Consider the following 15,927-nt stretch of genomic DNA (forward strand, 5'->3'; position numbering starts at 1 on the left):
AAAAATGTCAAATACCGCTCAAATAATTGTAAATATTCCCACCCGCAGCATTAATAAACCCTTTTCTTATCTTATTCCCGCCCATTTATCATTTGTGGCTATAGGCTGGCGTGTGCTTGTGCCATTTGGTAATAGGAAGATAGAGGGCTTTATTGTCGGCTTAGAGGAGGAAAATATCCCAGACTTAAAGTCCATTCTTGATGTTCTAGATGATTATCCATGGTTTGATAATAATATGTTAGAAACTGCCAAATGGCTAAGTAACTATTACCTATGCTCTTTAGCTGAAGCAATGCGGCTGTTTATTCCTGGTCAATCAGGCATTAAAACTCAAAAAGCTTATCAGGCACCGCTTGTGCTTGATGGGGAGTATCCCGCAGCTTTACTATGCAATAAACCAAAAGAATACCACTTGATGCTCACTTATATCTATGAACATGGTCCGGTCACGCTGAACGACCTTACTAGACGATTCACCTGTATAGATGATATGATAAAATTCTTTTTACAGCATAAGCTAATTGTAGCTGCTGATACTGTCAGCAAGCGTGGTAGGGCCACTTCAACAATGATTATTAAGTTGGCCGTAAGCAGGGAGCTTGCTGCTCAAATGGAAGAAACGCTGCCCAAAAGCAAAACTGCCCAACACCGCTTACTCAAGGCGTTATTAGCTACGCAAGAACTTACTTCAGTTCAGTTACGCAGTCTTTCTATTACCCAGGCCACTGTGAAAAAACTTGCTGAGCAAGGTCTTGTTACTACCCGCAATGTGCCCATATTTCGTAATAGCTATGCTGGAAGTCACCAAACAGCTAAGGAATTGAAATTAACCCAAGAGCAGTTACTGGCTTTACAGCAAATTATTCCAGCTATAAATGCCGGTGTTTATACATCTTTTTTGATTCACGGTGTTACCGGCAGTGGTAAAACCCAGGTCTATATCAAAGCAGTAGCCGAAGCACGGCGTCTCGACCGTCAAGCTATCGTCTTGGTACCTGAAATAGCTTTAACAAGCCAGATTGTCGCTCGTTTCAAGGCGGCGTTTGGTGATGATGTAGTAGTTATGCATAGTAAACTTTCGGTAGGCGAGCGGTATGATGCCTGGCGACGACTACAGGCCGGGCAAGCCGGAATTGTAATTGGCGCTCGCTCAGCATTATTTGCACCAGTTAGTCATTTAGGCCTGATTATTATTGATGAAGAACATGAGTTTACCTATAAGCAGGAGGAAACACCCCGTTACCATGCCCGGGAGGTGGCGGCAGCTAGAGCTAGGTTTGCTGGAGCTACTGTTATCCTTGGTAGTGCTACACCGGCTATTGAAACCTATTACGATGCATTACAGGGAAAACATAGCTTACTGCCGATGAACAAACGGGTGGATGATACGCCAATGCCGCCAGTTACTCTTGTTGATATGCGCCAAGAGCTAGCACAGGGGCGCCGCAGTGTCATCTCGCTGCCTTTACAGGTCATGTTGACTGAAATCCTAGCGAAAAAGGAACAGGCTATCATTCTGCTTAACCGTCGCGGCTATTCCACATTTGTTCTATGTCGTGAGTGCGGTTATGTTCTTAAATGCAACCATTGTGATATTTCGCTTGTTTACCATGCGCCTACCCGTATTTTACGCTGCCATTATTGTCAAGAACGGCATGAAGTACCAGATGTTTGTCCTGAATGCGGCAGCCGATATATCCGTTATTTTGGTACTGGCACCCAGAAGGTGGAAGAGGCTCTGAACGAGTTATTCCCCTTAGCTAAAATTGTCCGGATGGATCAAGATACTACCAGTCGCAAACTGGCTCATGACAAGATTCTCTCTGCGTTTGCTGCAGGTAGCTATGACATTCTGCTAGGTACGCAAATGGTGGCTAAAGGCCATGATATCCCCAATGTAACGGCAGTTGGTATTATTTCAGCAGATACAGCGCTCAACTTACCAGACTTTCGGGCAGCTGAAAAAACCTTTGCTCTGTTAACCCAAGCAGCAGGGAGAGCCGGACGTGGTAGCAAAGCTGGAAGAGTAGTTATGCAAACTTATAATCCAGAACATTATGCGATTACTGCCGGCGCAGAGCATAATTATCTGGGATTTTATCAACAAGAGCTGGTCTTTCGCCAGCAATTAGGTTACCCGCCATTTGCGAATCTGATAAAAATAACAGTACAAGCTAGTGACGAAACCATCGTCCATCGTCATGCTAACCAGTTAGCCGCCGAACTCACGCAGGCATTGGCAAAGCTGGATGCTTCCATTATTGGGCCGTTTCCAGCTGCGGTAAATAAGGTTAAAGATATTTTTCGAATAAATATTCTTATTAAAACCCAAGATTTACCCACAATAACTAAACAAATTGGCACGATGAGCATAGCTAACCAAAAAAATATTATTGTTGATATTGACCCTGTTAATGTTCTTTAGTTTAGAAGAACTACTTTCGTGCTGCGCTAATCTATGGTAAAATTTTTTTGATAGTCTGATAAGGTAAGGAGGTACGCAATGCCAGTAATGGAAATAAGAAAAGCAGGCGACAGGGTTTTGAAAGAAATTGCTGCACCTGTAGAAAAGATTGACCGAAAAATAAAACACTTACTTGATGATATGGCTGAAACCATGTACTCTGCCGATGGCGTAGGGCTAGCTGCACCGCAGGTTGGTGTTTCTTTAAGGCTAGTCGTCATTGATGTTGGCGAAGGTATTATCGAGCTTATTAATCCTGAAATTATTGCCTGCGAAGGCAGTGAAGAGGGGACTGAAGGCTGTTTAAGTGTTCCTGGCATGTATGGTGAAGTGGAACGATATGCCACGGTAACAGTGGAAGCACTAAACAGAGCTGGTAAAACCATTCGGATTAACGGTTCAGGTCTGTTAGCACGGGCATTTCAGCATGAAATAGACCATCTTAAGGGTATTTTGTTTATTGAACTGGCGAAAACCATACACAAGGGGTAGGTTACATGAAAAAATTACGTACGGTATTTATGGGAACACCTGATTTTGCTGTACCTTGTTTAGATATGTTGGTTAGGGAGGGTTATCCCATAGACGCAGTTATCACTCAACCTGACCGACCTAAGGGACGCGGACAGAAACTGACGTATTCCCCTGTTAAAGTTGCGGCTTTAAACTATAATCTTTCTATAATACAGCCTGACAATATTAAAAATGATGATTTTTATAACCAGATTGCGGCCCTTACACCTGATGTTATAATTGTTATCGCTTTTGGTCAGTTTTTGCCCAAAAGGCTCTTAGATTTGCCACGTTATGGCTGTATTAACGTGCATGCTTCACTTTTACCTAAATATCGCGGCTCAGCCCCCATTCACTGGGCTATAATCAACGGAGAACTAATGAGTGGCATTACTACCATGTATATGGATGTCGGTATGGATACAGGTGATATGATCATAAAAGCCGAAATACCAATCCTGCCAGCTGATACCACCGGCAGCCTTCATGATAAATTACAAAACCTGGGTGCCGAGGTACTGGCAGGCACCTTGCAACAAATAGCAGATGGCACTGCACCGCGTGAGCCGCAAAATGACGCTGAGGCAACTTACGCTCAATTGCTTTGCCGCAATACCGAACGCATTGACTGGCACCAACCGGCAGTGGCTATTCATAACTTAATACGCGGACTCAATCCCTGGCCGGGAGCCTACTGCAAATACCAAAATAAATCACTAAAGATATGGCAGACTAGAATATATAATGAAGTAGCATCCTGCTCTCAACCGGGACAAGTTGTCCAGTTAACCCAAGAAGGGCTGGTTGTTGAAACTGGCAAAGGAACAATTGAGTTGCTAGAAGTACAGCCTGAATCGAAACGGCGTATGCAGGCAAGCAACTTTGTTTGTGGTTACTCCCTTACAACAGGCAATATGTTTGAATGAGAAGGTAACAGTTATGATTGAAATAATGAATAGACCTCGTAAACGTTTGTTTTTAACACTAATTCTTATTAGTTTAGTCTTGGCGACTGTTTCGAGTTACGGTATATGGGTCGTTAGTATGCCAGGCTTAAGTAATATCAGCACCTATTTACCGATGATACTAGGTACGCTTTTAGCAACCGTTATTTTAGCGATCGCCTGTGGTGTTATTGGTATTATACTGGCTATTTTAGGATTTAGGACATTAGGAATTTTCCAAGGTCTAGCATGGTCGGCCATCAATCTGCTGTTTCCAGTGGCGATCTCTATTGGCAAGTTGTTTGATGTGGGCAAGGAACGGATTGAACGTTCCTTTATTGAAGTAAGCAACCATTTAATCAAGCAAAAAGGGATAATGGTACAACCAGACAAACTGCTGATTATGACTCCACACTGCTTGCAACAGGAAAGCTGCCCGTATAAAATTACGCGTAATGTATCGAATTGTCACCACTGTGGCAAATGCCAGATTGGTGATTTAGTGACACTTGCCGAAAGCTATGGTGTTCATTTGGCAGTAGTAACTGGCGGTACTCTAGCCCGCAAGGTAATAAAGACCATCCGTCCACAAGCTGTGCTGGCGATTGCCTGTGAACGCGATCTTACGAGTGGTATTCAGGACGTTTTTCCGTTACCGGTAATTGGCGTTCTCAATCAACGGCCATTTGGTCCTTGTTGCAACACGCGTGTTAATCTTGCTAAAGTGGAAGAAGCTATCCAAAACTTTTTACCCAAAGATATTTCGAGAAAAAATAAAGATGGTGTATTAACATGACTAATAAAGTAAATGCTCGAGAAATTGCTCTAAAAATACTTAATGATGTCGAAAATAATGGTGCCTATGCTAATATCGCCTTGGCACAAGAGATAAACCGTCGAGCAATTAATGGAGGACTTACCGATCAGGACCGGCGGTTTATTACTGAGCTCGTATATGGTACTGTTAAAACTGGCGCTACTTTGGATTGGATGCTCAGTTGCTATTTGAGCCGTTCACTTGCCAAAGTAGCGCCTATTATTAAAAATATTTTACGGCTAGGAATGTACCAGCTCTTTTATCTTGAAAAAGTACCCGCATCGGCAGCCTGCAATCAGGCTGTTGAATTGGCAAAAAAATATGGTCATGCTGGTACAGTTAAATTTGTTAATGGCGTTTTGCGTAATGCTGCCCGCAGTCCGGAAAAAATCGTTTATCCAAACAAGGACAAACACCCTGTTACATATCTTGCCCTCACATACTTTCATCCTGAGTGGCTTATCGAGCGCTGGGTTAAACGTTTAGGTGTGTCGGCTTGTGAAGAATTGTGTCAAACCAATAATACAGTGCCGCCGCTCTCAATTCGCACTAATACCATCAGAATAAACCGTGATGCACTCCTGCAACGTTTGGCAGGAGAGGGCGTACAATGCCAAGTGTCAAACTGGACGCCGGAAGGTATTGTCTGTCATGAACATCCAAGTCTTGGTACGCTTAAGTCTCTGCAAGAAGGATTATTTCAGGTACAAGATGAAAGTTCTATGTTGGTAGCACACATTCTTGATCCTCAACCAGGCGAATTCATAATTGATGCCTGTGGTGCTCCCGGTGGCAAAACTACCCATATCGCGGCCTTGATGAATAATACCGGTCAGGTTTTGTCTACTGATATTTACGAACATAAATTAGCACTTACCCGCGCAAACGCTGAGCGCTTGGCATTAACAAACATTGAAACTAAGGCTCTAGATGCTGTTAATCTAGGTACTATATATCCACACAAGGCTGATAGAGTACTTGTAGATGCCCCGTGTTCAGGTCTTGGAGTACTACGGCGCAAACCAGATGCCCGTTGGCGCAAATCTGAGGACATTTTGCGAGATCTGCCTACCTTACAGGCAGCTATCTTAGCAAGTGCTGCTCAGTGTGTAAAACCTGGTGGGGTATTAGTTTATAGCACCTGCACAACTGAACCTGCAGAAAACCAGGATATTGTTAATGCCTTTTTGCAGGCCAATCCTGCATTCATACTGGAAACTACCGGCCAATATCTGCCTGTAGCTAAAAGGTCTGAACCTATGATTCAACTGTGGCCACACACCGACGGGGTAGACGGGTTCTTCATTGCCCGTATGATACGGCAAAAATAAGGCGGTAACAACTATGACAACCAACGTAAAAACAGACTTATTCGGTTTATTTGCTTCTGAGATTGCTGAACTAATAAAACCGTTAGGGTTACAATCCTACCGGGGCAAACAGATTGCCGAATGGTTATATAAGCATAATATACGTCAGTTTGCGTCTATGACCAACATAGCCAAAGACCAACGCGCTAGCTTGGATAATAGTTTTACTATTACGCAAGTTAGCCTCAAGGCAGAACAGCATTCGGCTGATGGGAAAACAAGCAAATTTTTACTGTCTTTTTCTGATGATATGGCCGTAGAGACTGTTCTTATGCGTCACACCTACGGTAATAGTGTTTGCGTATCTACCCAGGTAGGTTGCGCGATGGGTTGTACTTTCTGTGCTTCGACACTTAATGGTTTGGTGCGGAACCTTACCGGTGGTGAAATACTGGCGCAAATATTGTATATTACTGAGTTATTACAACAGCAAGAACAAAAAGTAGACTCGATTGTTCTTATGGGTTCAGGGGAACCGTTCGCCAACTTTGACAACGTTTTGCGCTTTATCCGGCTTATTCATGAAGATTATTGTCTAAACTTGAGTTATCGTAATATTACTCTATCGACTTGCGGACTTGTCTCTGAAATTGACAAGCTTACTGGTGAGAAATTACCGATCACCTTATCAATCTCATTACATGCACCTAATAATTCACTTAGAAGCAGTCTTATGCCTGTTAATAAACGTTATCCTCTAGAACAGGTTTTGGCAGCTAGCGATCGTTACGCCGCTGCAACCGGCAGACGGGTTACCTATGAATATACCTTAATTGCTGGCATTAATGATCAACCGTCACATGCCAAAGAACTAATAACACTTCTTAGAGGACGACTGGCAAACATCAATCTAATTCCCATAAATCCGGTACCTGAACGCGGCTTGCTACGTCCTTCAGTAAGTGATATTATTCAATTTGAACAACTATTGCAAAGAGGACGCCTTAATGTCACTGTCAGGCGAGAGATGGGTACTGATATTTCTGCTGCTTGTGGACAACTACGACATAAAGTATGTCGCAATGATGGTTGATTTTGACTAGACTACCAATATCGCGTATAATAAAAAAGAATTGATTTCTTAGCTCTGAATTTATTATGCAGTTTAGCGGGAGTGTTTTAAGTGAAGTTTGTCCGCAATATTGAAAACTTTTTTGAAAGATATATTGAAGGTTTTTTTAACAAACAGTTTTCTAGTAGTTTGCAGCCTATTGAAATTGCCAAACAATTAGCAAGGGAGATGGAAGACGAGCGTACAGTTGGTGTTTCCCACGTCTATGTGCCTAATCACTATGCGATATATGTAAATCATGAAGACTATGGAAAGCTAGAATCATATGCTGAATCTGTATGCAGTGAATTGGCAGCTTACTTGATTGAGGAGAGCCGACGCAAAGGCTATACTATGGCAGGCGGACCTCAAATTGAACTTTTTGCTGATGAAAAGTTAGTTAAGCAAGCGTTTAGGATTACGTCAAGTTTTATTGACACTTCCTGCGATGAAAGTGTCAACAGGTCTGAAAACACGTCAACAGCCAGTGACACCAAAGTATTTGATAAACTAGAACCTATGCACTTGCTATGTCCTGTGCAGCAACATTTTCATGGTTTCGTAACAGTGATTGAAGGGTTAGATGCCGGTTTAAAAGTGAGTTGCACGACCAACAGAATAAACATTGGCCGTCGCAACACAAACGAACTGCCACTTACAGACATGAACACTTCACGCTTGCACGCATATATTGTTTGTGAAGACAATAGCCATGTCATTCATGATGCTAAAAGCCTTAACGGGACTTATGTCGATGGAAACCGTATTACTCATAAGCATCTAAAAAACGGTGATAGAATAAAAGTAGGTAACACCGTTATTTTATATGAGGTGAAGTAAAATTGCCCGGTAAATTGCAGGTTTTTAATATGGTTGTAATAGCTTTGCAGTATAGCCTGGTAGTACTGCTCTATTACTTTTTGTACCGCGTAGTAAAGTTAGCAGCCCGCGACTTGGCTAGTTTGGCCATTGCTGATCTAACAGAAGGGGTTGTTTGGGACAAAGGGGAAAACGCCGCTGGTTTTTCTTCGCCTGCTAGATTAGTTGTAATTGATGATCGTCAGGAACTGCTATCACAGACGCTTTATACGATAGTCGACAGCTTAACCATTGGACGCAGTCAACACAATAATGTAGTTATTGATAATAGTTTTGTTTCACATGAACATGCTTGTATATCCAGGCTGAAACACAATTATATGCTGGCTGATTTAAACAGTACAAATGGTATAATTGTTAATGGTCAACAGTTAGAAGGAGAAACTGCCCTCGTAGATGGTGATATAATTCAAATTGGGGCAGTTACGCTTAAGTTTGAGAGGTGACTTCCATGCGGGCATTTGCACAGTCAGACATTGGTATGGTACGTAAAACCAATGAAGATAGTTATGTTTTTTTGCCACCACACTTGTTTGTAGTTGCTGATGGCATGGGTGGGCATGTTGCCGGAGAAATCGCCAGCAACCTTGGAGCCAATACCATTCGGGAATACATAGAAAAAATCCCAATCCCAGCAGAGTGGGACCAGTCTTTAGAAGAAGCAATTGTTCAAGCGAATACCAGCATCTATCAAATGTCTCAAGATAAAAGTGAGTGCCAGGGGATGGGAACTACAGTTACCGCTGTATATATTGATAATGCGCAAATCTATTGGAGCCATGTAGGTGACAGCAGACTTTACCTAATCAGAGAAAATAAGCTACACCAGATAACTAATGATCATTCGCTGGTTTGGGAACTAATGCAAAATGGTAGTATCACTAGCGAGGAAGCGCAAGTTCATCCCCATCGCAACATATTAACAAGAGCTGTAGGGACTAGTGAAACGCTTTGTGTAGACTCAGGTAAGTTTTTATGGCAACCAGGCGATAATTTGTTATTATGTACTGATGGTTTAACCAATATGCTCAGTGAAGAAACCATACTCAATATTTGCATCCAGCCTATCAGTTCACAAACAATTTGTAATACTCTTGTCGACCAAGCTAGGCAAGCAGGTGGGTATGATAATATTACCTCTATTTTTCTGCAAAATAGGAATTGACCATGAAACATGAAAAAAGAACTGAGCTTAGCCTGCTACTCATTTCCGGTCTCGTTTTACTAAATGGCTACCTTGCAGTAACACTGGCTAATCATCAGTTTTCCTATCAGGGTCTTAGTATTATTAGTGCTTTATTTGTTTTCTGGACACTTATTTCACTGACAATTCGCCGCTACTTTTCCTCAGCAGACCCGTTACTGTTGCCTTTGGCTGTATTTTTAGCTTCCATTGGGTTAACACTTATTCTAAGGCTGCGTCCTGATTTATTTATTCCACAGGCTATGTGGTTATCGGCAGGACTGATTGCTTTTATTATTACAGTCATTATTTTTCGCCAGCCGGAAGCTATTTCCCAATACAAATACCTTTGCGGCATAACAGGCATTATATTATTGGTGTTTACAATTGCATTTGGCGTTGATATCGGCGGTAATAAAAACTGGATTATCCTAGGTCCGGTAAGGTTTCAACCTGCAGAGTTCGCCAAACTGTTAATTATAATTTTTTTGGCTGCTTATTTGAGCGAGCGGCGTCAATTACTAACTTACGCTACCAGACATTATGGCCCGCTAACTTTGCCGCATCCGCGCTTTATTGCACCGCTTATGGTGCTGTGGGCGTTAACTATGGCTATGCTCATCGTCCAGCGCGATTTAGGTTCTGCTTTACTGTATTTTGGCACAACCGTAACAATGGCTTATATGGCAAGTGGTAGATGGAGTTATGTAGCTTTAGCGCTTTGTATGTTTTTTACAGGCTCCGCCATATGTTATCTTATATTTCCTCACGTTCAAGTTAGAATTGATATCTGGTTAAATCCTTGGGCGGATCCGACTGGACGTTCGTACCAGATTGTCCAGTCACTATTTGCTTTAGGTTCAGGCGGACTGTTAGGCAGCGGCTTAACTTTCGGTTATCCAAGCATTATCCCGGAAGTACATACCGACTTCATTTTTGCTGCTATTGGCGAAGAATTAGGACTAGCAGGTACTGCTGCAGTAATCATTGCCTATATCCTTATTGTCTACCGCGCATTTCGTGCAGCACTTGCTTCGCAAATACCGTTTACCATGCTACTAGCTGGCGGCTTAGGAGTACTTACTGCATTGCAGGTTTTTATTATTATCGGCGGTGTTACCAAATTTTTGCCACTAACAGGTATAACGCTGCCGCTGATAAGTTATGGTGGTAGCTCTATGGTCGCAAGCTTTATCCTGCTGGGTATGTTATTTGCTATATCGGAGGCGACAGCCACCCCATGAACATACATGACATTCCCCATAAGGCCATACGCAGGAGTATCCATAAAGCAGCGCTATTTTCTATTGCACTGTTGGTGTTACTGCTCAGTTATGTAGTATATATTCAAGTTATTGAAAGTAATACTCTGGCTTTTCATCCGCTTAACCGCCGAACAGCAGAAGCGTCACGCAAAGTGGAACGAGGTCAAATTACTGACATTCATGGAAAAGTTCTGGCTCTAAGTAAGCTCTCACAACAAGAATATCAGCGAGAATATCCTTATGATACCGTATTTTCCCATGTTGTTGGTTATGATAGTCCTAAGTATGGAAAAACAGGCATTGAAGGCATTTATGATGGCTATTTATCAGGACAAATAAATCCTGAAAAACGCCTGGGTGCAATTAGTCAATTATTTGCAAACGGTGCTGGCAATACGGTTGTACTTACCGTTGATGCACAGCTTCAGCAAGCTGCTTATCAGGCTCTTGGCAATCATCGTGGCGCAATTGTTGTCATGTCACCTAAAACAGGTGCGATATTGGCTATGGTTAGCCGCCCAAGCTTTGATCCAAACACGCTTGACACAACTTGGAATAGTATCTCACAAGCTGCAAGTAGTCCGCTCCTTAACCGGGCTGCACAAGGATTATATCCACCAGGTTCCATCATTAAAGTTATGATAGCTGAAGCCGCATTAGCCGAACAATTGGCTGATAAAAACCACCAATTTACCTGCAGCGGATCTCTCAAAATTGGTTCTGATTATACATTGACAGAATCTAATAATATAGCTCATGGCAAATTGAATCTGCGAGAAGCGTTAGCCGTGTCTTGTAACGTTACTTTTGGTCAGCTAGCACTTGATCTCGGCCGCACAAGAATGGCCAAGTACTTTGAACGCTATGGTTTTACCCAGCTGATTAGCAGCGATATTCAGGAAAGTGCTAATCAGCTCCCTGATTTTGCAAAGCTAAATGACGGCGATTTGGCACAAACCGGCATTGGACAGGGAAGCCTTCTGGTTACACCGCTCCGAATGGCTATGCTAGCATCAACATTCGCTAATAAAGGAATTATGATGAAGCCTTATTTAGTACAAAAAATTATGACCCCTGATGGTACTATATTGAATCAAACCAGTCCAGTTGCCTGGCTATCACCTGCAGATAGCAAATTGGCCAGTCAGGTAGCCGATATGATGGTAAGTGTAGTAAAAGAAGGTACTGGCAGCGCGGCCGCACTGCGCGATATACAGGTTGCTGGCAAAACAGGTACTGCAGAAAATCCGCATGGTGCTTCGCATTCTTGGTTTATCGGCTTTGCACCAGCAGACAATCCACAAGTTGCAGTAGCGGTAATTGTTGAAAATGCGGGTTCTGGTGGTACGGTAGCCGCACCACTCGCCCGACAGATTTTATTGCAAGCATTACGATAAGGGGGTGAATTAATGCTTAATCGCACACTTGATGATCGTTATACAATATTGGAACGAATTGGCGGCGGAGGCATGGCCGATGTATACCGCGCACATGATAAACTATTAGACCGTTCAGTAGCTGTTAAGGTACTGCGTTCCCAGTTCACTGATGATGAAGAGTTTATTGGTCGTTTCCGGCAGGAAGCCCAGGCGGCGGCTAAGCTTTCGCATCCTAACATTGTTAATATCTACGATGTTGGTTTTGATGAACAAGCATACTATATAATTATGGAATACATTTCAGGCGAAACGCTTAAAGATAAAATTGACCGTGAAGCCCCGTTACCTGTCGAAACTGCAGTGCGAATTGCTATGGAAATAGCAGAAGCGCTCGAACATGCTCACCAAAATAATTTAGTTCATTGCGATATCAAGCCACATAATATTCTTATTACTCGTTCAGGACGAGTTAAAGTAACTGATTTTGGTATTGCCCGAGCTGTTACTTCATCAACAATGACTAATTCGGGCACAATTATTGGTTCGGTACATTATTTTTCACCTGAACAGGCTAAAGGTGTTTCGGTTGGTGCTAAATCTGACATCTATTCTCTTGGTGTTGTTCTTTACGAAATGCTTACAGGTCATGTGCCATTTACTGGTGAATCACCAATTAGTATTGCCCTTAAGCACATACAGGAAGAACCAAGGTTACCGCGAGAACTAAACGCTTCCATACCGCCGCTGATTGAAGCTATTGTAGTAAAGGCTATGCATAAAGATCCAGTTGCTAGATTCACTGATATTGGTGAAATGATTGCTGATTTTAAATTAGCCCAAAATTATTTAAGGGATGATCATACTAGGCGACTATCTCATACGGATTTTCCTACACAAGTATTACCAACAGTTACACCGCCAGCGGAACAGAATAATGCAAGACATACAGTACCATCTAATACTCCTGCTTCTTTGTTAAACGAAGCTAAACTTTCTAAACCTTGGCTGTGGGGGATATTATTGTTTGTGTTGCTGGGCTCAGCATTGGCGGCCTTTCTGGGATTTGGTAAGTTTTGGAGTCTTAATGAAATTGCCGTGCCAGATGTTGTGGGCAAGCAGGTAGATACAGCACGTAACATTATTATTAGTAATAATCTTAGAGTGTCTGTCTCTGATGCTTTTAGCGACAAAGTTCCGGCAGGTCAGGTTATATCCCAGCAACCAGAAGCAGGAACAACTGTCAAAGAACAGCGGACAATAACGATCATTGTCAGCAAAGGCGGTGAAGTTACTGTTGTTCCGGATTTGCGCGGTCTTAGCCGCCGGGATGCCGAACTGCAGATTAAAAACTCTGGTCTGAAACTAGGTCGGGTTGACGAACAATTTACTGATGCAGCACCAGCAGATACAGTCATTAATCAAAATCCCCGTCCACCAGCGCAAGTAACCAAAGGGACGGCCATTGATATTGTTATCAGCAAAGGTACTAGTCCGAAGAAAGTTTCATTACCGGATTTTCAAGGATCGCTCTTAACTACGGTGGCAACTCAGCTTGATAGCTTGAAGCTTAAGCAAGGAAAAATAACAGAAGCACCTAATGATAAATATCCACCAGGCACCATTATTAGTCAAAATCCACCACCAGCTACTGAAGTAACAGAAGGCACGACGATTGACTTCTCTATTGCCAAAGGTGTGCCTGGAGCTGTCAAACGGGCCGTTGTTCAAGTAACCGTACCAGACGGATCAGCTCGCCAAACTCCGCAAGCCTTGCAAATAGTAGTTACCGATACCAATGGCCGCCGGGTTATTTATGAAGGTTCACATAAACCGGGTGAACATATTGAAAAAACAGTCGAGGGCACTGGACAAGTACGAATTCAAGTGTATATCAATGAAAAATTGCTTCAAGAACAAACAATTTAGCTATATAAAACGTGTTAAAGATTTTGCAGGTAGGTGGTGCAGTGACAAAAGTCACATTGACAACGCTAGTGGTGAAGCGTTGTCAATGTAGCACCTACCTGCACCTGCGAACTTCTTTACTGCGAAATTTATTCAATGAGGAGGTCATGTGTGCTAAATGGTATTGTAGTAAAAGCCTATAATAGTTACTACTATATACAGTCAGGCAGCAAAATTGTCACTTGCAATTTGCGCGGCCGATTTAAGAAAGGACGCTTTTCTCTTATTGTAGGTGATGAAGTGACTTATACTCTAACTGGCCCGGAAAAAGGTATCATTGAAGAAATACTGCCGAGACGCAGCATGTTAAAGCGTCCAATGGTTGCCAATATAGACCAGGTTGTTGTGACTTTTGCCGCTGTTAATCCTGATATTAACCCATCTCTGGTTGACAGATTTTTAGTAATTGCTGAGTTTTCAGAACTGGAGATAATACTATGTATTAATAAAATCGATTTAGCGGACACGGAGGTGTTAGCTAAATTAGTTGAACGCTATAAGCAAATTGGGTATAAGGTACTCACTATAGCTGCTAAGTTAGGTACAGGTATAGAGCAATTGCACACACAGCTTCATGATAAAATTACGGTTTTTGCTGGTCCATCAGGTGCGGGAAAGTCTACCATCCTTAATGCAATCCAACCCGGTCTTGAACTTACTACTGGCGAAGTTAGTCATAAAATTGGCCGCGGTAAACATACGACTCGATTTGCCGAACTTTTGCCATTTGAGGGCGGTGGCTTTGTCGTCGATACGCCGGGTTTCAGCTTTACTGAATTCAATGATATGGAAGAAGCCCATCTAATGGACTACTTCCCTGAAATTTCCCCAATAGCTCCTAAATGCAAATTCAGTACTTGTATTCATTATAAAGAGCCACAGTGTGCGGTTAAACAGGCGGTAGCTGAAGGGCTTATTCATGCTGAAAGATATCAATCTTATCTTGAAATATTGACCGAAATTAGAGAGAACAAGAAAGGATACTAGATGAGTACTATGATTAAAGTTGCTCCATCTATCTTATCTGCCGATTTTTCCCAGCTAGCTAATGAAATAAATAAGATAGAAAAAGCAGGCGCTGATTGGGTTCATATTGATGTTATGGATGGTCATTTTGTCCCTAACCTTACATTTGGTCCACCGGTTGTAGCTGCTATTCGCAAAGTAACCAAACTACCTTTTGATGTTCATTTAATGGTAACTAATCCCCAAGATTTAATCGAACCCTTCGCAAAAGCTGGTGCCGATATTATTACGGTTCATGCCGAAACCGCCCCCCATCTGCACCGTTTGCTTCAAACCATCAAAGAGTATGGTTTGAAGGCGGGAGTATCATTGAATCCATCAACTCCACTGGCTGTAGTTGAAGAAGTACTTGACGATCTCGATATGATTCTTATCATGAGTGTAAATCCTGGTTATGGCGGCCAAAAGTTTATTCCAGGGGCAATTGAAAAGATTACTCGCTTGAAGACAAAACTTGACCAACGAAAGCTTAGTGTTGATATTGAAGTTGACGGGGGCATTAATGCCAGTACTGCGCGTCAAGTAATCGCCGCTGGTGCAACGATATTAGTAGCTGGATCAGCAGTATATGGAGCGCCAGATATGACGCAAGCAATTAAAAATATCCGAGGGCTTGATTAAATTGCTTCTTAGTGGTAACATATGTAGTAGATAGTTACATTATGGATGAAAATTACATATTATAGCCTTTGGGGCAAGGTGAAAAAGAGTAAAATCTTTTAATTCCTGACCGGCGGTATAGCCCGCGAGCCGTTTTTACGGTTGATCTGGTTCAATTCCAGAGCCGACAGTATAGTCTGGATGGTAAAAGGCGTAAGTTCTGCCATATTGGCATTTCCCAACCACATTGCCTATTAAACTGTTGATAGCCCCAAAGCTATTCAACAGTTTTTTGTTTGCCCTTCGTATTCCTTTGCGCTCTTTGTGTCCTTTGTGGTTTAACAAACCTAACCGCATAGCCCAAACCAAGCCTGTTTTAAGAATTGTTACCGCAAAGTACGCAAAGTTTCCAAAGTACTCAAAGGTTAGCGAGTTCACTTGCCTTAACAGAAGGGTAAAACTTTCTTACTA

The 15,927-nt window shown here is 42.4% G+C and carries 14 protein-coding genes and 1 riboswitch; all 14 genes read left to right on the forward strand.

All coding sequences use genetic code 11. The annotated features are described in order from the left end of the window. Nucleotides 1–4: 4 nt before the first annotated feature. Nucleotides 5–2,425 (forward strand): primosomal protein N', encoded by a 2,421-nt coding sequence (priA, locus tag ACZ449_RS09300; protein WP_464260747.1) that lies wholly within the window; start codon nucleotides 5–7, stop codon nucleotides 2,423–2,425. Between the two features lie 78 nt (nucleotides 2,426–2,503). Further along, nucleotides 2,504–2,956, forward strand: a complete 453-nt coding sequence (gene def, locus ACZ449_RS09305; RefSeq protein ID WP_464260748.1) for a peptide deformylase — start codon at nucleotides 2,504–2,506, stop codon at nucleotides 2,954–2,956. Between the two features lie 5 nt (nucleotides 2,957–2,961). After that, complete coding sequence (gene fmt, locus ACZ449_RS09310; protein WP_464260749.1) at nucleotides 2,962–3,903, forward strand: methionyl-tRNA formyltransferase; 942 nt, start codon at nucleotides 2,962–2,964, stop codon at nucleotides 3,901–3,903. Between the two features lie 13 nt (nucleotides 3,904–3,916). Further along, nucleotides 3,917–4,717 carry a DUF116 domain-containing protein gene (locus ACZ449_RS09315; RefSeq protein ID WP_464260750.1) on the forward strand — a complete coding sequence of 267 codons (801 nt, stop codon included), beginning with the start codon at nucleotides 3,917–3,919 and terminating at the stop codon, nucleotides 4,715–4,717. Beyond that, a complete protein-coding gene (gene rsmB, locus ACZ449_RS09320; RefSeq protein ID WP_464260751.1) occupies nucleotides 4,714–6,069 on the forward strand; it encodes a 16S rRNA (cytosine(967)-C(5))-methyltransferase RsmB in 1,356 nt (451 codons plus the stop codon). The genes ACZ449_RS09315 and rsmB overlap by 4 nt, the downstream gene beginning before the upstream one ends. 13 nt (nucleotides 6,070–6,082) lie before the next feature. Further along, nucleotides 6,083–7,141 carry a dual-specificity RNA methyltransferase RlmN gene (rlmN, locus tag ACZ449_RS09325; RefSeq protein ID WP_464260752.1) on the forward strand — a complete coding sequence of 353 codons (1,059 nt, stop codon included), beginning with the start codon at nucleotides 6,083–6,085 and terminating at the stop codon, nucleotides 7,139–7,141. A 90-nt stretch (nucleotides 7,142–7,231) separates the two neighbouring features. Beyond that, nucleotides 7,232–7,999 (forward strand): FhaA domain-containing protein, encoded by a 768-nt coding sequence (locus ACZ449_RS09330; protein WP_464260753.1) that lies wholly within the window; start codon nucleotides 7,232–7,234, stop codon nucleotides 7,997–7,999. Between the two features lie 29 nt (nucleotides 8,000–8,028). Further along, nucleotides 8,029–8,484, forward strand: coding sequence for an FHA domain-containing protein (locus ACZ449_RS09335; RefSeq protein WP_464260754.1), 456 nt, complete (start codon nucleotides 8,029–8,031; stop codon nucleotides 8,482–8,484). A gap of 5 nt (nucleotides 8,485–8,489) precedes the next feature. Then, complete coding sequence (locus ACZ449_RS09340) at nucleotides 8,490–9,203, forward strand: Stp1/IreP family PP2C-type Ser/Thr phosphatase (protein WP_464260755.1); 714 nt, start codon at nucleotides 8,490–8,492, stop codon at nucleotides 9,201–9,203. Between the two features lie 2 nt (nucleotides 9,204–9,205). Further along, nucleotides 9,206–10,465 carry an FtsW/RodA/SpoVE family cell cycle protein gene (locus tag ACZ449_RS09345; protein WP_464260756.1) on the forward strand — a complete coding sequence of 420 codons (1,260 nt, stop codon included), beginning with the start codon at nucleotides 9,206–9,208 and terminating at the stop codon, nucleotides 10,463–10,465. Next, entirely contained in the window at nucleotides 10,462–11,883 is a 1,422-nt protein-coding gene (locus ACZ449_RS09350; protein ID WP_464260757.1) for a peptidoglycan D,D-transpeptidase FtsI family protein, read from the forward strand. The genes ACZ449_RS09345 and ACZ449_RS09350 overlap by 4 nt, the downstream gene beginning before the upstream one ends. 12 nt (nucleotides 11,884–11,895) lie before the next feature. Beyond that, complete coding sequence (pknB, locus tag ACZ449_RS09355) at nucleotides 11,896–13,791, forward strand: Stk1 family PASTA domain-containing Ser/Thr kinase (RefSeq protein WP_464260758.1); 1,896 nt, start codon at nucleotides 11,896–11,898, stop codon at nucleotides 13,789–13,791. Nucleotides 13,792–13,926: 135 nt separating this feature from the next. Continuing rightward, nucleotides 13,927–14,817, forward strand: a complete 891-nt coding sequence (gene rsgA, locus ACZ449_RS09360) for a ribosome small subunit-dependent GTPase A (protein WP_464260759.1) — start codon at nucleotides 13,927–13,929, stop codon at nucleotides 14,815–14,817. A gap of 9 nt (nucleotides 14,818–14,826) precedes the next feature. Next, nucleotides 14,827–15,477 carry a ribulose-phosphate 3-epimerase gene (gene rpe / locus ACZ449_RS09365; protein ID WP_464261847.1) on the forward strand — a complete coding sequence of 217 codons (651 nt, stop codon included), beginning with the start codon at nucleotides 14,827–14,829 and terminating at the stop codon, nucleotides 15,475–15,477. Nucleotides 15,478–15,537: 60 nt separating this feature from the next. Next, nucleotides 15,538–15,673, forward strand: a riboswitch (FMN riboswitch). The last annotated feature ends 254 nt before the right edge of the window (nucleotides 15,674–15,927 follow it).

The organism is Desulfosporomusa polytropa, assembly GCF_055380075.1.